Origin of the sequence: Ensifer canadensis (assembly GCF_017488845.2) — a bacterium.
In the GTDB taxonomy this organism is placed as follows: domain Bacteria; phylum Pseudomonadota; class Alphaproteobacteria; order Rhizobiales; family Rhizobiaceae; genus Ensifer; species Ensifer canadensis.
The window spans coordinates 1,608,354-1,630,140 of the sequence record NZ_CP083371.1 but is presented as its reverse complement, the minus strand read 5'-3'; the positions used below and the strand labels follow the sequence as shown (position 1 = coordinate 1,630,140).

The window sequence follows — 21,787 nt, the reverse complement described above, 5'->3', positions numbered from 1 at the left end:
CACGACGTGCGAAGGCAACATCCATGCGTGTCACAAGCCTACCATTGCGCATCGCCGTCCTGGTCGAACAGAACGAGCACTTCGAGAATTGGCAACTGATGGTCTTCGATCGGATCGTGGCCGATCCGCGATACGCCCTGACCGCCTTGCTCGTTCATCCGGCACCCTATGGGGTCGGCAGGAGTTCCATCTTCTTCAAGCTCGCCCATCGGCTCGAGCAGGCGGCGTTCGGCCGCCAGGCGGCTTATAACCCCTGCAACTTCGATGCGCACAAACAGCGGATCGTGCCATTGGCATCGACGCAGCCTGGGGCCGTCCAGGCGCAGGTGGCCGAGCTTGGTCTCGATCTGGTGGTCCGCATGACGCCGAACGGTCTGCCCGACGACGCCGTGCGCGAGCTGCCCTATGGCGAATGGGCGCTCTCGTTCTCCGACCAGAAGTCGGGGGCGGGCGAATGGTTCAGCTATCTCGAAGTGGCCAGCGGCGCGCCGGCCGTGGATCTGGCGCTCTACGTTCGGCTCGGGGCTTCCGCTTCCTCGGTTGCCATCGCCTCGTCCTCCTTCAACATCAAGTTCAGCGCGGTCAGGAACATCAACTTCATCAAGGAGCGCGCCGCCACCCTGCTGCTGCGCGAACTGTCGCGACTGGCCGATACCGGCGAGCTCATCACCACGCCGCTGCCGGCGCGCCGGCAATCCGCGCCGCCCTCGATTGACGAGTTGGGCCGGTATCTCGGCATCCTCAGCGGCCAGCTCGTCGCGCGCGCGAAAAAGGCCGTGCAGCACAAGGCCGGCACGGGCTCGGCCGTCTGGACGCTCTTTACCGGCAGCGGCCGCATCGACGATTTCGAGCCAGGCGTTTCCGTCGAAATCCCGCCGACATCGACGGACATCAAGGCGGATCCGTTTCTGCTTCAGCATGAAGGCGAGTGCTACCTGTTCTACGAGGCCTATGCCGATGGCGACCGCAAGGCGCATATCGCGGTCGGCCGCTTTGACGGCGATCGGCTTGAGCCGGTGGGTGTCGCGCTGAACTGCGACTACCACCTGTCCTACCCGTTCGTCTTCCGCGACGGCGACGACATCTTCATGATGCCAGAGACGCATCAGTCCAGGCGCATCGAGATCTGGCGCTGCGTCGAGTTTCCGCTGAAGTGGGAGCTGCATGCGACCGCGCTCAATGGCATGTCTGCCGCCGACAGCGTGCTGACGCGCCATGACGGGCGGTGGTGGCTGTTTACGAACCTCTCCGAGTTCCACGCCTATGAGGATCACTGCAGCGAGCTTCACATCTTTGAAGTCGATGGGCCGGGGCTGGCGCGCATCACGCCGCACAAGCGCAATCCGGTGGTGCTCGGCAGCACGTTTGCCCGCAATGCCGGCCGGATCTTTGCGCGCGAGGGCCGTGTCTTCCGCCCATCGCAGCACAATGCGCACGGCATCTACGGCTACGGGCTGAATATCATGGAAATCGAGCAATTGGACCTGGAGAACTACCGGGAGCGGTGCATCAGAACGATCAAGCCCGATTTCAAACCGGGATTGCTCGGCTGCCACCATTTTGACGCTGCCGGGGATCGGTATGTGCTGGATGCGCGACTGACGCTTTGAGCGCCAGGACATTGTGATCGCTATAGCGAAGATGGACGGCATTGCCGAGGGTGAGCGCTGCCAGGGTGCCAGCGAAACCAGGCGGGCTCGCGAGGTCGAAGAGGCTCCAGTTCAGCGGCGCATCTCTGTCACCATCAAGGGATTCGAGCCTTGGACGGGAGGCTGCGTCGACGGTGACGTCGAATGAGTCCAGCGGCAGCGACAGCCCGGCGCCATGAGCCTTCACGAAAGCCTCCTTGCGCGTCCAGCAGCGATAGAACGCGTTGAGATAGTCGTCGCCGGCAAAGGCCGCGAGAGCCGCGCACTCGCGCTTCGAAAAGAAATGTCCGGCAATATCCTCTTTCAGCGGCTTGATTGCTTCGACGTCGATGCCAACGGGGTAATGGTCGGAGACCGCCAGCATAGCCACATCGGCGCTGTGGCTGAGATTGAAATGCAGCAACTCCGATGCGCCGGCGATGCGCGGCTTGCCGAAGACGTTGTAGGTCAGACCGATGCGGTGCGGCGGCAGGTGGAGGTAGTGGCCGAGCACGAGGCGCAAGCCGGCACGGCCGGCTATGAAGTGTTGGCGATGTTCCGGATAGACGAAACGGGAGGCTCGCGCCTTCTCCTCACCGCTCAGCATTGGGAACAAGCGGTCAATTTCACACGGGGCCGGATCAAGGCTCCAGCGCCAGATGTCGATGAAGTTGGGACCGATCCGATCCAAGCTAGGTCGCATAGACGAGGCTCCCCTTCGAAGCGGGTCGCTGGCGCACCATGCGTCGGGCGAAATAGGTCATGAGCGGCAAGGGATAGTTCTCGCCGAGCCCGATACGGCAGGTCCTCTTCAGGATATCGAGCGACCGCGGGCACATATCCGGCGAGTACTCGATCTTGCGGGACGCCCAGGCATAGGGGTTCATCTTCGGATTTGCCGTGCGTTGGTCCAGCACCGGCAACCAGTTGCTGTAGACGTGCCGGCTGGAATCGTAGGGCCGATAGACGCCGCGCTTGTTTTCGGCAGCAAAGGCCCGCGCCTCCTCGGCGGTATCGAAGATCACGTGCAGGCCGGCAGCATGGTCCCGGTCGTTGTGCGGGCCGATGCGCATCGCATTGCTGGCCGACAGGATCTCGGCAATCGCATCGTAGCGGCGGCGCATGCGGCGGATCATCGGATCCAGCTTCTTCAACTGGACGTTCAGCATGGCACCCTGGATCTGGCTGGCCTTGAGATTGATGCCGAGCATGGGCGGCTCGTTGGCATTGTCGAGGTGGCCGCGAAACAGCGCGCCGATATCGTGATACATGCGCGCCCTGGCGAAGAGCCGGTCGTCGTCGGTGACGACGGCCCCGCCTTCGCCGATGTTCATGTTCTTGAACTGGTTGAAGCTGAAGGCCCCGGCATCACCGATCGTGCCCACCCGCACACCCTTGTAGGTCAGCCCGACCGCCTGGCAGGCATCCTCGATGACAACGAGCCCGTGCTGGCGGGCAATCTGCATGATGCTGTCCATGTCGCACACCATGTTGGCCATGTGCACGGGGACGATGGCGCGCGTGTGGGGCGTGATCTTTCGCAGGATATCTGCCGGGTCCATTGTCAATGTCTCGTCGATCTCGACGATAATGGGGACGGCGCCGACGGCCAGTGCGGCGCCGGCCGTGGCAATCCAGGTATAGGCGGGCACCAGCACCTCGTCGCCCGGGCCGATGCCGGCAGCAGCCAGAGCGGCGATCAACGCGCCCGTGCCGCTGCTGACGGTCAGCACATGGCCTGTGCCGAACTTGGCCGAGAAATCCGCCTCGAAGCGCGTGAGCGGCCCGTTGCCGTCGCCGCCGAAGCGGGCAAGCTCCCCTGACGCAAAGACCGGAGCGAGAGCCAGCCATTCCCTGATACCTACACGCGCCATACCGCACCCTCCGATCCTCGCCGGCTCCGTGTGCGCCGACCATCGGCGTCCAGGGATGAAGACAAATCGCCTGCGGGGTACCGGCCCCAATGATCAAGCCTAGTCGTGTCGCGATATCGTTTCAAAATGGACTTCCGGCCAGAGCCTGAGCAAAGTGTGCAGGCTCCAACTAGCCGAAATCAGTAGTTACCCTACTCCCCTATGCATATTGGGAGATTTCGGCGCGATAGCGCTGGTGCTACGACCTGTATGTAGCACGTGGGAGTTCTTTTCATGCCGATCCGCGATCTCCGATCAGCGCCCTCAGGCACCGAGTTTCGTCCGGATGTGGCAATCATCGGCGGTGGTCCCGTCGGGCTGACGATCGCCCGGGAATTCGCCAACAGCCGCTGCCGGGTACTGATCATCGAAAGCGGTGGCGCCGACTTCGAGGCCGCCCAGCAGACGTTGAATGCCGTCGTCAATGTCGGCGAACCCGTCGTCCGAGACGGCGTCGAAAGTCCCGGCCGCGGCTATAACGGCAGCCTCGAATGGCTGAATGACATCCCCCCTTTCGAGCTGCGCAACCGGGTGCTCGGCGGCAGCACGCATACCTGGATCGGCAAATGCGCGAGCTTCGACGAAATCGACCTGGAGCGCCGGCCCTGGCTGCCGGTCTCCGGTTGGCCGATGACGCGCGAAAGCCTGGCGCCGGGGCTTGATCGCGCGGCGCGCCTGCTCAATCTCGGACCCAATCTCTATGACGAGAGGCTCTTTGGCCGGCTGCACTCGCCGCCGGACGAACTCGGTTTCGACCGCGATCTCCTTCGCCCGTTCTTCTGGCAGTTCAGCCATGAGCGTGATCGGCACGGCGAGCCCATGCGATTTGCCAATGTGGCTGCCGAGCTGGTGGCGGCGAACATCGAGATCCTGACGCATGCCACGGTCACGGCGATCCATCTTGACGAGAGTGGCCGTCGCGTCGCATCGCTCGATCTGCGGAGCCTTGACGGAGCTTCCGCAAGTGTACGGCCCGAGACCGTCGTTCTGTGTGCCGGCGGCATCGAGAACGCCCGCCTGCTTTTGGCTTCGACATCGGTGATGTCGAGCGGTGTCGGCAATGGCAGAGGTGTCGTCGGGCGCTACCTCGCCGACCACCCCCGCTCGACGCTTCTGCAGTTCGAACGGCGGGATATCAACGCCGTGGCCCGGCACTTCAATTTCTACGGCCTGTCCGATAAGGGGGCGACCCGGTTCTATCTCCACGGTCTGCGCCTCAGTCCCGCTGTGCAGAGACGCGAAGAGCTCGTCAACTGTGCGGCCTATCCCGTGCAGATTCATTCGGCTCGTGATCCCTGGGCGGCGCTGAAGCGACTGATGCGGGGCGACCGCACGCGACTTGCGAGTGATCTTGCTGTTGTCGCGCGGTCGCCTGCCTTCCTGGCAGCAGGTACCTTCCGCCGGAAGGTGCAGAAGCGGGGAATGATGCACCGGTCCGACGCGCTGCGCTTCGATGTCATGGTCGAGCAGAAACTCGACGCGGAGAGCCGCGTCACCCTGTCTGATCAACGGGACGAGTTCGGCGTGCCGATACCGCGCGTCGACTGGAAAATCGGCCCAACAGAGGTTGAGAGCGTCAAGCGGCTCGCGCGGTCACTGGCCTCCGAATTCGTGCGCAATGGCCTTCCACAGCCGCGTCTGGTCGACTGGATAGCCGAGGACGACGATGGGAAGGCGGCGTTCACCGACATGGCGCATCCGTCCTGCACGACGCGCATGGGGAGCGATCCGACCACCAGTGTCGTCGATGCGAATTCCATGGTGCATGGAGTGGACGGGCTCTTTGTCGCCGGCAGCTCGATCTTTCCGACGCCCGGCCACGCCAATCCGACCTTGATGACGCTTGGCCTGGCGATGCGTCTTGCCGATCATCTGAAGATGCGGCTGGAAAGACGCCCGGCAGCGACGGTGACGTCTCGTGCGGTTGCGGAGGAAACGGTCGCCGTACCGGGAATTTGATGCCTATCCCTTCGCCTACGGGCCCTTGGTCGTCATTGCAGGCGGAAATAGAAACCGGCGCTTTCGCTCGGCCCCAGCTCGGGATGTGTTTCGATCACATGTGAGAGCGACGGGATGGACCAGCGGTCGACGAGGCGGTAGCCGAGTCTCTCGATGTCGCTGCGGAACACCTCTTCGTTCCGCATCTGGTAAGGCACGATGGCCGTGCCGATGCGCTCCAGCGTTACAACGGCGCCGCCTTTTCTCAGGGCCACCTTGTTGAGCAGGAGGTGGCGGGGCAGGGCGGGCATCCGCCCCAGCAGATCGGACAACTGGATATCGAGATATTGCAGAAGGCCTGAGCCGAGGAACAACGGCACAGGGCCGGCATCGACGATCCGATCGACGAAATGCAGATTGTCGAGCTTGTCCTGTTCGGCCCTGCGTCGGCCGACCTGCACGATTGCCGGCAGGTCGTAGACCACCCATCGGAAGGATCTGTCGAGCGAGAGTAGGTCGCGAAACGCCCGGTATTTGGTGCCCATGTGGCCGCCGGCATCGACGAGACCATCGATCTCGTCGATGACCTGCCGCATCCAGAAAAGCACCGGATAGTCCCAGGGGGCGACCTTGCACATCTTCTCGAAGGCGACCTGGGCGATCTCCTCATGATCGTAGCCGGCAAGCCCGTTGGAGCGGGCGGCAGCGATGGCGTCTTCGAACGACGCGTAGGCGCCGGTGAAACGCTGCGGAAAAGGCGAGAGATATCGCAGGCGTCCACCGGCCACCTTCAGCGGTGTCAGGGAGCGATTGAGGCTACGCATCGCGCTGCGCAGAAGCGGGTAAGCTGTGTTCCTGATATCGCTGGTCAGCACGGTGCGTCTCCCCTGGTTGTCGCGCCTGCGTCGTTCCGTCGGTTTCTCATCCGTGGCGGCCGAAGGCGAAGATCGGCCGCAGGGCGTCGCTCCATCGCTGCAGCACGGCGAGTGCTGCGACATAGATCGCCGCGCCGGCAACCACCTGCAGCGCGATCGTCGACATCTGCTTCAGCGACGACGCTTCGGCTATCCGGCCGAACAGAAAGACGGCGGCCGCCATGGCGCAGACGGCGATCGCCACCAGGCCGCAGTCGCGAAGGACGCGGTTCCAGGCAAGTTCGCCCTCGCGTGATTGAAGCCGCATGGATATGTTGAACGAGAACACCGCGGCAACGCATTGTCCCAGCGCCGTCGCAACCGCGCCGAACGGGGTTAGGAGAATGATCAAGCCGACGGAGATCGCCCCATTCAACATGACGGCCCTCGGCATCCGATGAATTTTGCCGCTCAGTGAAAGCAGCGGTTCGGTCACATAGCCGGGGATCAGAAGCGTCTGTTTCGCGGCGAGGATTGCGACGAGGATCGCCGCCGGCGCCCATTTCTCACCCAAGACGACGTCGATCAATTCTGCCGAGATCAGTGCGAGACCGAGATAGATCGGCGTCGAGATGGCCATCAGTACGGTCATGAAGGTGGTGGCTGTCGCCCCGATCGCGGTCCGGTCGACATTGCCCTTGTCCTTGCCCGCCACGCGGCCGAAGAGGATCCAGGCAAGCATCCGGGCGGGCTCGCCCATGAGCTCGGAGAAGGCGGCGACGATCCGTTCCGCCGCGCGGTAGTAGCCCGCTTCGGCCAGGCCGAGGAAGCTGCCCACCACCAGCGTGCCGGCGTAGGAGCGAAAGAACACCACGAGCCGGTTAGCGACGATATGGCGTGAGAATTCCAACACCTGCACGGCGTATGAGCGGCGCAGGCGCAGACGCGGCAGCCATCGCACCAGGATCATCGACGCGGCCAGGATCGTCAGTTGCTGCGCCAACCGTCCGCAGATGAGCGCAACGATGTTCCACTGCAAGGAAAGCCCGCCGATCGCCACGAGTAGCCCGATGATCTCGGCAGCGATCCTGATGATGGATTGGCCGCGCAATCGACCTTGAGAGATGAGAATGCCGTCGTAAACTGTCGACAGCGATGCCGGCAGATACCAGGAGCTGAAAAGGGCGACCAGCAGTGCATTCCAGCCGTGACCCAGCATGAACATGGTTGCAGCGGTACACAGGCCCAGGATCGTGGCGATAAGCCCGGACAGCATCGACAGGGTCGCAAGCTGATCGATATCCGTCTTATCGGCGCCGCCTTTCATGATGAACTCGCCCCATCCACCCTCGGCGACGACGAGAACGAAGATGGCGAAGGAGGATGCGAACGCAAAGAAGCCGAACTCGGCCGCCGCCAGAACATGTGCCGCAACGATGAAAATCGACAGCTGGGCAGCCTGCGAGATGACTTTGGCGCAAAGGGCGGCAAAGCCGTCGCCGATCAGGTCGGGCAGGCGCAAGGCGCGCGGGGAGCCTGGCAACAGGCGTCGTAGCGGGAGGATTGCCGTCTCGATCCAGCGGGGCATCATTGCACCACGACTGGGAAGAAATGGCGCTGGCGGAAGGGTGGTAACGGGTCGGGCTCAACCGCTTGTGGCGCGCGTTGCGTATCGACTTTTGCGAAATTTCCCCGTTTTGCTGAAAATTCGCAACTCCTAAGGTATGGTGTGCGGTGTCGCTCTGATTCGGGTATAGCCCGTTTTGAACGACAGAGTGGGCGATGGCGTGAACGGTGGCGCCCGCAGTTCGCCTGAATTCCGTGGCCTATTGCGGCTAGGGAGAGAGCGGCGACGCAAGCGGGAGAGGGGAGCTCGCAGCAGATGTTGAGACGGATGTCGTTGGACAAAGAGGGCGCCATGACCAATCGGCCTGCATGGAACACGAAGCTGGCCATTCGCTGGTCCGTGGTCGTGCTGTGCCTTGTCTTTTGGGCGGCCGTGTTCTTTTTCATCTGGTGAACGCCCCTCAGGTCTCGTTTGTTGCAAAGAGGACGACACCTACCGTCTTTACGATGATCACGATGTCGAGGTAGATCGATCGGGACTGATAGTACTCGATGTCGAATTGGACCCGCTCGTCGTAGGTTGTATCCGGCCGTCTTTTCACCTGCCACATGCCGGTGATACCGGGCTTCAGTCCCGTGTAGTAATGCAGGTTCTGCCCGTATTTCTCGGTTTCCTCAGGTGAAATCGGGCGAGGGCCGACAAGGCTCATATCCCCACGCAGCACGTTATAGAACTGCGGCAGTTCGTCGAGGCAGGTCATCCGCAAGATCTTGCCGAGCCAATGGACACGCGGGTCGCCGACGAGTTTGCGCTTCTCCATCCACTCCCTGTTTCGCTCGGGGTCGGAGGCCAGCAGTTCCGCAAGCCGTTCCGCGGCATCGAGGCGCATGGATCTGAACTTGAGACATTCGAACATCTCTCCCTGCGCGCCGACACGGGCCTGCCGGAAAAGGATGGGGCGTCCGTCGACGATCATTAGCGCGATTGCAATCAGCGCCAGGGCCGGCGCAAGGAAGATCAGCGCCAGGATGGAGACGGTCACGTCGATCAGACGCTTGGATCTGCTAGCGCGCCGTGTTGCGATGGTCCCGCGCGCGGTATGCCTCTGTCGTGCAACGCCATCAGAAACGGACAGCATATCTCTCACCCCTCCAAACACCGTTCGCCCTTAACAGGCTGCCAGCGGGCGCCTTAATTTACAATCGACCCTGATGGGCAGGACCTAGTCCAATGGAGGTACACGCCGGGCAGGAATACAGAAACGTTGCGTAAACCTCCTAGTCGGGAGGTGGCAGAACGGCTCGGGGCTTCGCCAAGCGGTCGCAGCCTTTGCCGCAAGAGTACTCCGCCCACTGACCGAAACCGTTTCATAAGGCATCTCCACTGCGCAAATCATCGAGCGTCACTGTCTTTGTCAGTCGATGCTGCCGGAGATCGATCGTGGTCCGGTAGGCACGATGCAGCACGCGACCGTAGAGATCGACCAATGCGTCCGCCCAGGTTTCGGGCGTATGGGCGAGCGTGGCTGCCTGCCTGAAACAGTTCTCGCTCATTTGCCGGATCAGTGCGTCGTCGGTGGCAAGGGAGCGCATCGCAGCGGCAAGATCCTCGATGTCGGCGATGCGGAATTTGACGCCGCAGCCGAGGGCTGCGATCTCGTCGGCGAGCAACGCCGCATCGGTCAGGATGACCGGTATGCCGCTGGCGATGGCTTCGAGGGCCGCCAGCCCGAACGGTTCCGGCACACGCGACGAAACGACGACAGCACGAGCGCTGCGGATGATATCGCGCATTTCGTCCCTGGTTTTCCAACCGTGAACGGTCGCCTCTGGATAGGTTTTCTCGATGAGTGCGCGACCGGCACCATCACCGATGAAATGCAGCGGCACCTTGGCAAGGCTCGCCGCCCTGGCGGCGTCCTCGAAACCCTTTTCGGGTTCGAGCCGACCGACGAATACGAAGTTGCGGTTGGTCCATGGCTGAAGCCCGGGACCGACGAAGGGAAGGACGGGATTGCGGACCGTTTCCACTTGCGTGCCGTTCATGCCGGCACGGTCGAAATAGGCTCGCATCCTCTCATGCACGACGATGATGTTTGCGGCCGCTCGTTTGGTCGGGAAGAAGTGCTCGCGCAGCATATGTCGCGCCGAGCGCCAGGCCTTCTCATGCAGGCCGCGCTTATCGCACTGCGTCGTCAGGCAGCGGCCGGACATCGGCTTCAGCTCACAGACACGATTGGTCCGGAAGTTGACGAAACCGCCATTGGGGCAGGCGAGGAAATAATCGTGAGCGTGAAGGACCACACGGTCGCGTACCGGCGCGAGCGCACGAAAGATCGCCGGCGACAGGATCTTCGACCAGCCATGAACGTGGTAGATCGTCGACGGGGTGTCGCGGCTGGCAATCAACCCGTTGAGGGCCTCGTAGACGATCGGATCGTAAAGACCGAGCCGCAGTGCATCGCTCCTTTGTCGCTCCAGCAAGGGAACTGCGTCCAGATTGATCGTATCGGCGGCCGGTCGGTCGACGGGCGCGCTGTCCCCGGCAAAGAAGGTCACCGGTATGTCGCGCCGTTGCAGCAACTCGGCCGAGAGTATGGCGAGGTTCGTGGCGCCGCCAACCCTGATGGAACGATCGTTGATGACGACGACGCGGTCGGGTGAGAGGGCCGTCATGGTCTTATTCGAGCCTTTCGACGTTTCGCGGCGCCAGCCGGCCGGTCAGCAGGTCCAGGAATGCGCGGGCATTGCCGCGCAGGCGACCTTTTCGATCGACCCAGGGCTCCGGGTTCCAGACCTTGACCAAATTCGCCACCAGATTGCGCAGGATCTGCACGCCGGCATGCCGAATGCTCATCGTGTCCTTGCGGATCAGGTAGATCGGATTGGCGATCTGCGAATAGCCGAACTTGATGCCTGGCGTGCGCGCCTTTTTGGTTCCGAGGTGAACGCCGACGAGATTGCCGGATTGCACCACGCGGCCAAGGTCGGCGGCCATCCGGCTGAAGTCGACGTCCTCAAGCCAACCGTAAAGCGGCAGGTTCTCGTCGAAGGCGAGGTCAGCTTCGCGAACAGGGCCGGTTCGAACCGCCATGTTGCAGCCATAGGCGTTGTAGATCGGCCTGAAGGCTTGCGTCGACTTTGGCAGACGTTCGTCCGCCTCGATCAACTCCAAGCCACCGTCGACCGAAATGCCCGGCCCGATGATGCCATCGGCAACCAGCGTGCCGGTGGCGACGACAATGTCGTCGTTCTCGGAAAACAGGCGCTCGACTTCCTCGACGTAGGATGGCGCCATCAGGAAATCGTCGTCCAGAAAGAGGATAACATCCGACTTGGCGGCGGCGAGGATGCGATTTCGCTGTCGACAGCTGCCGCGCTCGGAGATGATGACGATGACGCGGACCGCAAGCCCTTCGGTGCAGCAAGGGTCCATATCCTCGGGCGAGGTGAGGCAAACGTAAATCTCGTCCGGTTGGCGGGTCTGCCGGGCGATCAGGGGCAGGACGGCGGAGAGAATGTCCCTGCGCCCGCAGCTCGGTATGCCGATGGCAACCGTGACCGGACGATCTTCGGCGTAATCCTTTGTCGCCTGCATCATTTTCTGAACTTGCGCCATTGTTTTCGGTCCCAGCGGATGTTGGTACGGCGAGGGCCGTCGCTTCTGTTTGAAATGACGCCGAGCAACGCGACGCGTGATTTGCCGAATGTTGCCAAGGCCTCGCCCAACCGTTCGACGGTCATCTTGTCGGATTGTCCGAGAACCACGACGATGCCGTCGAGATAGGTACAGATCACGCGCGTATCGGCCGAATCCTCGAAGCCGGACATGTCGACGATGATCACCTTGTAGCGCTGTCTCAAAAGCTCGAGCTCGGATTTCAGCGCCGGCAGGTGGCCGTAGCGCTGATGCGCGACGGCTGCCTTGCGTGTCTGGTCGACGGTCAGAACCGGCACGCAGCGAACGGCCTTGCCGTCGAATTCCTCGACGTGCTGAGGCGCCTCCGATCTGCGCCTGGAGTATTGGCCGGCGATGCCCAGGATCCGCAGGCTCTCCATGCCGAAGCCCGCACCGTCCTCGGTGGTGACGCGGCTGAGCCGCGAGCCGACGAAATCCGCATCGACGAGCAGGACCGAGGTCCCTTCGTTCATGTAGAGCTGGGCGAGGTTGGCGGCGATCGTGGTCTTGCCCTCGCCGGGGCCGACCGAGGTCACGCCGATCACCGCCGTCGCATTGGCAGGAAAGGCGGAATCGACCGAATTCTTGACGCCGCGCAGTGCCTCGGAGAAGCGCGAATAGGGCATGTCCAGGACCGATCTAAGCGGCAGCATGGTGGAGGCGATTGGAGGCTGATGGGGACGTGGGCTGCTTCTGAACATCGGCACGTGGCCGAGCGACGTTATCCCGAGCTCGGCGCGAAGGCGCTCGCTGGAGCTGACGCGCCGGTCGAGACCGTCGCGCAGCACCGACAGCATCAACCCGGTTGCCAATCCGAACATCAGCGAAAACGGCATGATCGTCGAAGGTTTCGGCCAGGTCTTGCCCAGCGGCGCCGTTGCCGCCGTCACGATGCGTGCCTTGCCGAGGGGGAAGGATTGCTTTTGCAAAGCGCCGATGAGCTGCTGTAGAATGCCCTCGTACATGCTGCGGTAGGTGGTCGCGCGGCTTTCCATCTCGGAGAGTTCGACGCGGGCAACGTTTTTGCCGGCACCCGCCGCCGTCAGGCTGGCCAGCTCGCTTTCCAGCAGCTTTTCCCGGGTCTTGGCGATGTCCACATTCGACTTGTAGAACTGTTCGATGCGCAGGAATTCGTTGCGAAGAGAGGCATCCAGCCGCGCAATATCTGCCTCGGCGGCGACAATGGCGGGGTTTCCGCGGTCGTATCGAGTCTTGAGATTGTCGAGCTTGGCGGATGCCAGGCGCATTTCTTCGTTGAGCTTCTGGATCTGCGGGTTGTCGAGACTGTCGTTGACGGTCGCGACCAGCGTATCTTTCGACATGAGCTGTTGCAGCGTCATCAGCTTGGCCGATTCCGCTGCGGTCGCGGCGCGCGCTGCCAGCATCTGGCTGCTGAGTTCGGAAAGCTGTTGCTGATCGAGCGTCGACGCGGTGCCGACCGTTGTGATGTCGTTCTTGGCGCGGAACTCCTCCACGGTCATGGCGGCTGCGCGGGCCTGCGCGCCGACTTCGATAAGGCGACTTTCCAGCCACTTGGCGCCGCTTCTCGCGGCGTCCGATCTCTCGTTCATGCCCGTGCGGATATAGGCTCCAGCAATGGCGTTGGCGGTCTTGGCCGCCTTTCGCGGGTCCGTGGAAGAGTAGCCGATCTCAAGCACGTAGGATTGGCCGACGCGCCGCACGGTTACGCGCGAGAGAAAGGCGGCCATCGTGCGCCGCATCAGATACTCGTCGTCGACCTTATCATCGTCGGAATTCTTGGCCCCCGACGAGAACAGCGAGCCGATCATGCCGCGGATCGAGACGCCGCCGCCGACAATTTCCGGATCATTGGTCAAGTCGAGCTGTTCGATCACGGCGCGGGCAATCGCCTCGGATTTGACGATTTCGACTTCGCTGGCGATTTCGGCTGCTTCGATGATGATCGTTCCGGTCGAGGCATCCTGTGAGGCGATGCGACCCTGCTCGGGATCGATCACCAGGCGGACGGTCGCGGTAAAGGTCGGTGCCGTGTTGAGTATGTAGAAGGCGCCGAGCGCCAGCCCGATCACGCCACAGATCCCAATGCGAATGAGGTGCCGCCGCAGGAAGTCGGAAACATCGCGGAAGGATATGCTCTCCTGGCCAGATGAACGCTTGGCCTCGAAGTTCTCATCCAGCACGATTTTTGAGATGTCATGCACGACCATTGGTGTTCCCCATGAAAATACGCTGCGCCACAGTCGATCTGTCGTTGCTATTGGGACTGCTCGATGCCCACCGATGTCAGAAGCTTGTTATCCAGCGCTGCCGTCAGCGCCGAGCGCACGTCGAGCACGTCGCCCGGAACCAGCAATGTTGCTTCCGTAACTCTCACGGCCGGGTCGGTGCCGCCGCCGTGTGTTATCCAGTACTCCAGCGGCTCCAGGTCCATTGCCTTCCTGTCGGCGAAACGGGAAAGCGAAGCGCCGTTGATCTGCAGCAGTTGCAGTGTCGTGCTGCGCTTGAGCTTCAGATCTTCGATCGCGGCTTCCGTCGTCTGCAGGTCGCGGCCGGCTTCGGTTCGGCGCTGACCCTGCAAGGTCACGGCATCGCGTTCGGTTTCGCTGAGTTTCTGCTTGGCGCGCATGGCGGCCACCTGGAGGTCGAGCTTGTCGCTTTGCAGCTCTGCGACGATCCGCTCGAGCGACGTCTGCCGCGACTTCGTCACCGTCTGTTCGTTCACCAGCTTCGATATGCCTTTGAGCTCGTCCTGGGCGATCTCGATCTGACGCTGCTGGACGGCCGTCTTTTCATCGAGCACATCGATTTCGTTCTTGAGCAGCGTGCCGAGCTCGGCAAGGGAATCGAGCTGGCGGCGCATGGCTTCGATCCGGGCATCGAAGAGCGTGCTCTCGTCGCGTACGATCTGCTGGATGGCGGCGCTATCGGCGGCCTTGAGCGCCTGGGGAAACTCGATCTTGGGGCCGTCGGTGAACTCGGCCCTCAGCCGCGCCCGACGGGCGGCGAGTTGCATCATCTCAAGTTCCATCCGGTTCAACTCGCCGGTGTAGCGGATCTGCTCCATGTCGGAGTAGCCGCCGGCAGGGTTCGTACGGCGTTCGCGCCCGCCCGCCATGGCCACCGCCTGCATCACAGTCATGCCCGGGCGGAATTCCAGCTCGCTCGGCCGGTCCACCAGACCCGTGACATAGATCATCGGGTAGCGGACAACTTCGACGGATGTCTCCGGCGCCTTGCTGAGGCCGGTGCGCTCCTTCAGGAGGTCGGCGATCGTGGCTGCCAGTTCTGCGGGTGTCCGATCCTTGGCCTTCACTTCGCCGACCAGCGGAACCGAGATCGTGCCGGCGGGGGAAACGACATATTCTCCGTTGAGCGCGGTCCATTCCTTGTATTCCCCGGTCGCCGCGACCCATTCCACGATTGCGACCTTGACCCTTGTCTGGGGTTGCAAACGGAACACGGGCTCGGCATGGGCCTGATGGATGGGAGCAAGAGTGCTCAGGCCGATCGCCAGGTACAGGGTCGAGACACGCCCAAGCGACGACAGGCGATGTAGAATACGGTGATCGGCATGGGGCATGGGGCCTCGCTGATGTTCCAGCGCGCCACGGTACCGGACAGCTCGGCTTGGTGTGGCGCGTCGGATTGATTGTCGGCCCAAAACGTTCGAGGTAAATTCCCTGCGGTCTAATCGCGGGTAATCCCTTTAGGGGAATATCCCTAAACCGGCGGCACCATCGGATAGGATTGCCTCGGCCTATGGCTAAGCCCGGGTGGGCCGTCACCGGCAGCTAAACCTTTCGGGTAGGACGATCGTTCCTTCGGATGCACCCCCGGACCGATCTTGGCTCTGTGCACGCGCACCTTGTGTGTCCCATGCTGCGGCAGGATCGTTTCAGAGGGGAGCACTATGCGCGTCGCAATCGTTCATTATTGGCTGGTATCGATGCGCGGCGGGGAGAAGGTGATTGAATCGCTTTGCGACCTCTATCCCGAGGCCGACATCTTCACCCTGGTTTATGATCCGGGCCGCGTGTCCGACACGATCAAGAAGCACAAGGTCACCTCGTCATTCCTACAGCGCATTCCGGGAGCGATCGGGCACTATCAGTCGCTGCTGCCACTGATGCCTTTTGCGCTCGAGAGCCTCGATCTCAGCGGCTACGACCTGATCATTTCGAGTGAGTCAGGGCCAGCGAAGGGGATCATCCCGCCGCCACATGCAGCACACATCTGCTACTGCCATTCTCCCATGCGCTATCTCTGGGATCACTACCATGCCTATCGGTCGAGCGCGGGCCTGTTGTCACGGATGATGATGCCGGTGCTGGCGCCGATGCTGCGCAGTTGGGACGTCAATACCAGCATGCGGGTGGATCGGTTTGTCGCCAATTCCCATCATGTTGCGGCACGCATCGGCAAATACTACCGACGTCCGGCCACGGTCGTCTATCCGCCTGTGAGCACGGAGGACTTCGCACCCTCGACGCAGATCGAGGATTTCTATCTTTGTGCGGGGCAGATCGTTCCCTACAAGCGAATTGACCTCGCGGTCGAGGCGTTCACGAAGATGGGCAAGAACCTGGTCGTGATCGGCGACGGCAAGGAGCAGGATATCGCCAGGCTGAAGCGCATGGCCGGTCCTACCGTCACCTTCCTCGGGCGCGCGCCCTTTGCAGTGCTGAAGGAAAAGCTCTCGCGCTGCCGCGCCCTTGTCTTTCCCGGAGAGGAAGACTTCGGCATCGTGCCCGTCGAGGCCATGGCGAGCGGCCGTCCGGTCATCGCCTTTGGCGCCGGGGGGGCGCTTGAAACCGTCGTGCCCAATCTGACGGGCATGCTTTTCGAGCAGCAGAGTGTCGACGCGCTGATCAAGGCGATCTACGCTTTCGAGGCGCGCGAAGATACCTTCCGGCCCGACGTCATCAGGACACACACTGCCCAGTTCAGCGTCAGGAAATTCAAGTCCGGCATGCAGGCGGTGATCGATGACGAGCTTCGTCAGCGCCGCGCGCTGCCGTTCGGCGACGGAAAACTGGCGATCGGCGGTTTTCAATTGCGCGACGCGGAAAGCGCGACGCCGCTGCATTGAGGGCGGGCGAGGCTGCGTATCGACCGCCAGTCGCAGCAACGACTGGCCAGCGATGTTCAAACGGGAATTGCCGGCGCGCCACCTTGGCTTGCCGTCGGCCGGAAGAGGTGGACATGCGTTTTCTTGTTCGTCGGCTGGAGGCTTTCAATCGGGATGAGCTGCCCGCTTGGCGTGGTGCTCAATCGCTGCCGAGACAGGCGCTGCTATTCGTGCCGCGCATCCTCGAATTCCTCGTGATGTATGCCGTCGGTCTGCTTGCCCTTGCGGCAATCCTCGTTCTGATGACGGTTGGGTGGCTGACGGGGCTTGACCGCAAGGCAGGCTGACGGATGGGCGGTTGAAGCGACGCTCCCGGTGGCGGCACCTTCTGCAGATCTGTCTCGCTATGCGGCTTTCGAGCCACACTGGTCCGACGCCATCGCCATCCTGTGTCCATATTGGCGCAACTGCCTTTCGGCAGGTGTCCGCAGGCGATTGGTGTTCTCCATCAGCAACAGTCCGCCGCAAACTTGCATACGGGTGCTTGCGCCCGGAGCGGTGCCTTCGAAATGTCCGATCGGCGTTCAACGGTGACGTCTCTGTTGCTCGATTCGTTTTCCAAAAGACCGAGTGCTGTTGATCAATAACGATCCGAAAAGGAGCGAACTATGAAAAAGAGTCTTGCGATGGCGCTTACTGCTGCAACCCTGGCGTCTGCCGGTGCGTGGGCCGTCAATGCCGCCGACCTGCCGACCTACAAGGACACCTACCGGGAGCCGGACGCGCGCGGTGGCGTCAAGATCGGTTACCTCGACTGCAACATTGCCGGCGGTGCCGGCTATGTCCTGGGTTCGGCCAAGGAAGTCCAATGCGTCTTCCGTTCGACCGTCGGCGCGGAGGCTTCCGACCACTATGCCGGTGCGATCCGCAAGCTCGGCGTCGATGTCGGCTTCACCACCCGCAGCCGGCTGATCTGGGCGGTGTTCGCGCCGACCGCCGGCTATCACAAGGGCGCGTTGAGCGGCATCTACCAGGGTGCGACCGCCGAAGCGACGCTCGGTGCAGGCGTCGGCGCCAACATCCTCATCGGCGGTACGGCCGGTGCCATCCACCTGCAGACGGTCAGTGTGACGGGTCAACTCGGCCTCAACGTTGCCGCGACCGGCACGTCGATGACGCTCACTTCGGTGAACTGATCTGCGAGCGGCGCGCGGCTCTGCTGCGCGCCGGTGCTTCCCCATCCTTCTTCGCCGCCTCCACATCTCAGGATCGCCGCGCTGCCTCAGCCGAAGCTGGCGTCGAGCAATCGTGTCGCCGGACCACGCATCGGCGTTGTTTCCGCAAGGCTGACTGCAGCCCATCTCCTGCACTTCCGGTCGAACGGCTGGCTTCCAGCGCCGACCACATGTGGCGCACCCTGTCTTCAGCGAGATTCCAGGCTGCAAACTTTGGGCGGGTTTTTCTCTCATCCCGCCCCGAAATAGAAATGCATTTCTTATAATGCATATTGTCTATGTGTTTTATGGAGTAATGGCGACCAGTACGGACGCTATGACAATCTGGAACACTCGGCATGTCCTATCTTCTCAGTCTTCTCGACAAGAGCCCGATCGATCCGGGAACCACCGCAACTGACGCGTTGCAGGCAACCGCCAGGCTGGCGGCGAAAGCGGAAGAGTGGGGCTATCACCGCTTCTGGCTGGCCGAGCATCACAACATGACAGGGCTGGCAAGCTCGGCGCCCGAAACGCTGATTGCCTATCTCCTGGCGCGCACATCCAAGATCCGCATCGGCTCCGGCGGCGTCATGCTGCAGCATTACAGCGCCTACAAGGTCGCCGAAACGTTCAACCTCCTGGCATCACTTGCGCCCGGACGGGTTGATCTCGGTGTCGGCAAGGCGCCGGGTGGCTTTCCTCTCTCGACAAGGGCACTACAGATCGGCATCGATCCCGAGCGCAAGCCGGGTTTTGCCGAACAGCTGAGCGATCTCAACCACTATCTTGCGCCCGGAAAATCCGACGACGGAGCGTTGCTGGCAACGCCCTTGCCCGTCCATGCGCCTGAAAGGTTCCTGCTTGGGGCCAGTGTCGAGAGTGCGGAGCTTGCCGCTGCAAAAGGCTGGCAACTGGTGTTTGCCGCGCATCTCAATGGTGATCCGGACAACATCGAGCGAACTGTTGCGGCTTACGAGCGCGCAACGGGCGGTGGTCGGCCGATTTTGGCAGTCGCGGCGCTGGCAGCGGAAAGCGAGGAGCGCGCCCGCGAGCGCGTCGCCGGCCTTCGTATCTTCAAGGTTTTCCTCGGCAACGGCCAAAGCGTCAATGTCGGCAGTGAGGAACAGGCGGCCGAATTCGCGCGCCAGGCGGGCGTCAGCGACTACCGGGTCGAGGAAAAGAGCCCGAGCGTGCTGCACGGAACGCCGCGGCAGGTCCGCCAGGAGCTTGATGCGCTTCACCGCCGCTACGGCGTCAAGGAATTCGTGATCGACACGCCAGCCCTTCCTGCGGCCGAACGCTTCGCATCGATCGAACTCATCGCCAGAGAGCGGCTTTCGCTCGTCGCCTGAACATCCGCACAAGGATCTCGTCCATGCCCCAGAAAAATGTCACCTTCGGTATCATGCTGCAGGGCCCCGGCGGCCACATGAATGCCTGGAAGCATCCGAGCGGTCCCGCCGACGCTAGCGTCAACTTCGGATTCTTCGTCGACACGGCGCGCAAGGCGGAAGCCGCCGGTATCGCTTTCGCCTTCGTCGCCGACGGCCTCTATATCAACGAACAGTCGATCCCGCATTTTCTCAACCGCTTCGAGCCGCTGACCATTCTGTCTGCGCTTGCCGCATCGACCTCGAAGATCGGGCTCGTCGGTACCGTTTCGACCTCCTACAGCGACCCCTTCACCATCGCCCGCCAGTTCGCTTCGCTCGACCTGATCAGCGGCGGGCGGGCCGGATGGAACGCGGTGACCTCGCCGTTGGAGGGCTCCGGCCGCAACTATGGGCGCGAGCATCCGGAACATGAGCTGCGCTACGAGATCGCCGACGAGTATCTGGATGCGACCAAGGGCCTCTGGGACTCCTGGGACGACGATGCCTTTGTCCGTGACCGTCAGGCTGGCGTCTATGTCGACAAGGCCAAGATGCGCCGTCTGAACCACAAAGGCCGTTTCTTCCGCATCGAAGGGCCGCTCAACATCAGCCGGTCGCGCCAGGGACAGCCGGTGATCTTCCAGGCAGGGGCTTCCGATTCAGGTATCCGTCTTGCCGGCAAACATGCCGATGCCGTCTTCACCAATGGCGGCCCGATCGACGATGCTCAAGCCTTCTACAAGCAGATCAAGCAGAGTGCGATTGCTCAAGGCCGAAGGGCGGCCGATATCGGCCTCTTCCCCGGCATCGCGCCGATCGTCGGCTCGACGGCCGCGGAGGCGGAGACCAAGTATCAGGCAATCCGCGCGCTGGTCACGGTCGAGGAGGCGCTGCTCTATCTCGGCCGGTTCTTCGATCACCATGATTTCAGTGCCTATCCCCTGGACGAACCGTTCCCCGACATCGGCGATATCGGCAAGAACAGCTTTCGCGCGACGACCGACCGCATCAAGAAGACGGCGCGCGAGACCGGCCAGACTCTTCGCGAGATCGCGCTTGATGTTGCGACGCCGCGGACCGCCTTCATAGGCACCGCAGACCACATCGCCGACGAGATCATCCGTTGGGTCGATGGTGAGGCGGCAGATGGCTTCATCCTCGGCTTCCCGGTCATTGCCGAAGGCCTGCAGGATTTCGCCGCCCACGTGCTGCCGATTCTTGAAGAGCGCGGCTATTTCGACCCGCATCTGAAGGGCGAGACGCTGCGTGATCATCTGGGGCTGCCCTACAGGGAGAGCCGCTATGCGGCGGCGGCGGAAGAGATCGAGCAGGGAAGGGCCGTCGGCGCTTGAGGCGTCGACGGAGCCGCCGATGAACATGATCGTCAAGGACACACAGGCGGGGGACGCGGTCGAGCGAGGCATCGGCGCCTATCTCGATGAGATCGTCGCGCTACGCCACGATCTCCACCGCCATCCGGAACTTGCGTTTCACGAACACCGCACCAGCGAAATCGTCGTCAGTCGGCTCTCTTCCTGGGGCTACGAGGTGGCAACGGGAATTGGCGGAACCGGTGTCGTCGCCACCTTGAGCCGGGGTGAAGGCCAACGCAGCATCGGCATCCGTGCCGACATGGACGCCTTGCCGATCGAGGAGGCAACGGGTCTTGCCCATGCCAGCGTCCATCGCGGCGTCATGCATGCCTGCGGGCACGATGGCCACACGGCAATCCTGCTTGCCGCCGGACGCTATCTGGCGGAAGCAGGCCGCTTCGACGGCACCGTGCGGCTGATCTTCCAGCCGGCCGAAGAGATCGGCGCCGGCGCGCGCAAGATGCTGTCCGAAGGGCTGTTCGAACGGTTTCCAGCCGACGCCGTCTTCGGCCTGCACAACTGGCCGGGCGTTCCAACAGGGCAATTCGGCTTCGTTGCCGGTGCCGCCATGGCTTCGGTCGACCAGTGCAACATCACGATCGTCGGCAAGGGTGGCCATGGGGCGGAACCGCAGCTGACCGTCGATCCGGTGCTAGCGACCGCGTCGCTGATCACCGCCCTGCAGAGCGTGGTTTCGCGCAATGTCGACCCGCAGGAGATGGCGGTGGTTACCGTCGGCTCGATCCATGGCGGTTCGGCATCCAACGTCATTCCTGAAAGCGTGGCGCTGAAGCTGACCATGCGGGCCTTCAACGAGGCGACCCGCGCACTGCTCGGCGAGCGGGTACCTGCACTGGCGTGCGCTCAGGCCGAAAGCTTCGGCGCCACCGCGGAGGTGGATTATCGCCGCGGCTTCCCGGCTCTGATCAATCACCGCGCCGAGACGGAGCTTGCCCGCAGTGTCGCACTAGAAGCCTTCGGCCCCGGCCAGATCGTGAGCAACTTCAAGCCGCGCACGGCAAGCGAAGACTTCGCCTTCATGCTGGAGGAGAAGGCCGGCAGCTATCTCTTCGTCGGCAATGGCGACAGCGCGTCGCTCCATAGCGCCAACTACGACTTCAACGACGCAATCATCGCGCCTGCCGCCCGCTATTGGGTGCGGCTGGTCGAAACCTTCCTCGCATGATGACGACAAC

17 protein-coding genes are annotated in these 21,787 nt (G+C 62.5%); 8 read left to right on the top strand and 9 right to left on the bottom strand.

The features are described 5' to 3' along the window. The first annotated feature begins 23 nt into the window (after nt 1–23). A complete protein-coding gene (locus J3R84_RS27245; protein WP_038577754.1) occupies nt 24–1,610 on the top strand; it encodes a glucosamine inositolphosphorylceramide transferase family protein in 1,587 nt (528 codons plus the stop codon). Here J3R84_RS27245 and J3R84_RS27240 read toward each other — a convergent pair. Continuing rightward, nucleotides 1,531–2,331 carry a 4'-phosphopantetheinyl transferase family protein gene (locus J3R84_RS27240; RefSeq protein ID WP_225906405.1) on the bottom strand — a complete coding sequence of 267 codons (801 nt, stop codon included), beginning with the start codon at nt 2,329–2,331 and terminating at the stop codon, nt 1,531–1,533. The genes J3R84_RS27245 and J3R84_RS27240 overlap by 80 nt on opposite strands. Continuing rightward, the gene (locus tag J3R84_RS27235; protein WP_025428350.1) at nt 2,321–3,502 is read right to left on the bottom strand and encodes a DegT/DnrJ/EryC1/StrS family aminotransferase; all 1,182 of its coding nucleotides are present in this window, start codon (nt 3,500–3,502) and stop codon (nt 2,321–2,323) included. The genes J3R84_RS27240 and J3R84_RS27235 overlap by 11 nt, the downstream gene beginning before the upstream one ends. A gap of 273 nt (nt 3,503–3,775) precedes the next feature. Between J3R84_RS27235 and J3R84_RS27230 the strand changes: the two genes are divergently transcribed. Next, nucleotides 3,776–5,500 carry an FAD-dependent oxidoreductase gene (locus J3R84_RS27230; protein ID WP_025428351.1) on the top strand — a complete coding sequence of 575 codons (1,725 nt, stop codon included), beginning with the start codon at nt 3,776–3,778 and terminating at the stop codon, nt 5,498–5,500. 32 nt (nt 5,501–5,532) lie between these two features. Here the strand turns inward: J3R84_RS27230 and J3R84_RS27225 are convergent, their stop codons facing one another. The 7 genes from J3R84_RS27225 to J3R84_RS27195 form a co-directional block, all read right to left on the bottom strand. After that, on the bottom strand, nt 5,533–6,354 hold the full coding sequence (locus J3R84_RS27225; RefSeq protein WP_225968520.1) for a methyltransferase, TIGR04325 family: 822 nt from the start codon (nt 6,352–6,354) through the stop codon (nt 5,533–5,535). A 46-nt stretch (nt 6,355–6,400) separates the two neighbouring features. Further along, nucleotides 6,401–7,921, bottom strand: a complete 1,521-nt coding sequence (locus J3R84_RS27220) for an oligosaccharide flippase family protein (protein WP_203528790.1) — start codon at nt 7,919–7,921, stop codon at nt 6,401–6,403. Between the two features lie 439 nt (nt 7,922–8,360). Beyond that, nucleotides 8,361–9,038, bottom strand: a complete 678-nt coding sequence (locus J3R84_RS27215; RefSeq protein WP_025428354.1) for a sugar transferase — start codon at nt 9,036–9,038, stop codon at nt 8,361–8,363. A gap of 229 nt (nt 9,039–9,267) precedes the next feature. After that, nucleotides 9,268–10,575, bottom strand: a complete 1,308-nt coding sequence (locus tag J3R84_RS27210; RefSeq protein WP_025428355.1) for a glycosyltransferase family 4 protein — start codon at nt 10,573–10,575, stop codon at nt 9,268–9,270. A gap of 4 nt (nt 10,576–10,579) precedes the next feature. Continuing rightward, the gene (locus J3R84_RS27205) at nt 10,580–11,518 is read right to left on the bottom strand and encodes a glycosyltransferase family 2 protein (RefSeq protein ID WP_225906406.1); all 939 of its coding nucleotides are present in this window, start codon (nt 11,516–11,518) and stop codon (nt 10,580–10,582) included. Further along, entirely contained in the window at nt 11,497–13,767 is a 2,271-nt protein-coding gene (locus tag J3R84_RS27200) for a GumC family protein (RefSeq protein ID WP_113567786.1), read from the bottom strand. Before J3R84_RS27200 ends, J3R84_RS27205 begins: the two co-directional genes overlap by 22 nt. 47 nt (nt 13,768–13,814) lie before the next feature. Further along, nucleotides 13,815–15,140, bottom strand: coding sequence for a polysaccharide biosynthesis/export family protein (locus J3R84_RS27195; protein WP_113567784.1), 1,326 nt, complete (start codon nt 15,138–15,140; stop codon nt 13,815–13,817). Between the two features lie 330 nt (nt 15,141–15,470). On the opposite strand from J3R84_RS27195, the gene J3R84_RS27190 reads away from it, so the two are divergent. From J3R84_RS27190 to J3R84_RS27165, 6 genes are all read left to right on the top strand, one after another. After that, entirely contained in the window at nt 15,471–16,649 is a 1,179-nt protein-coding gene (locus tag J3R84_RS27190; RefSeq protein WP_203528792.1) for a glycosyltransferase, read from the top strand. 113 nt (nt 16,650–16,762) lie between these two features. Further along, nucleotides 16,763–16,975, top strand: coding sequence for a hypothetical protein (locus tag J3R84_RS27185; protein ID WP_057224026.1), 213 nt, complete (start codon nt 16,763–16,765; stop codon nt 16,973–16,975). Nucleotides 16,976–17,296: 321 nt separating this feature from the next. After that, complete coding sequence (locus tag J3R84_RS27180) at nt 17,297–17,824, top strand: DUF992 domain-containing protein (RefSeq protein WP_057224028.1); 528 nt, start codon at nt 17,297–17,299, stop codon at nt 17,822–17,824. A 377-nt stretch (nt 17,825–18,201) separates the two neighbouring features. Next, a complete protein-coding gene (locus J3R84_RS27175; protein ID WP_025428362.1) occupies nt 18,202–19,197 on the top strand; it encodes an LLM class flavin-dependent oxidoreductase in 996 nt (331 codons plus the stop codon). Between the two features lie 23 nt (nt 19,198–19,220). Then, nucleotides 19,221–20,570: an LLM class flavin-dependent oxidoreductase gene (locus tag J3R84_RS27170; RefSeq protein ID WP_025428363.1), complete on the top strand. Its 1,350-nt coding sequence runs from the start codon at nt 19,221–19,223 to the stop codon at nt 20,568–20,570. A gap of 19 nt (nt 20,571–20,589) precedes the next feature. Continuing rightward, nucleotides 20,590–21,777: a M20 aminoacylase family protein gene (locus J3R84_RS27165; protein ID WP_057224086.1), complete on the top strand. Its 1,188-nt coding sequence runs from the start codon at nt 20,590–20,592 to the stop codon at nt 21,775–21,777. Nucleotides 21,778–21,787 lie beyond the last annotated feature (10 nt).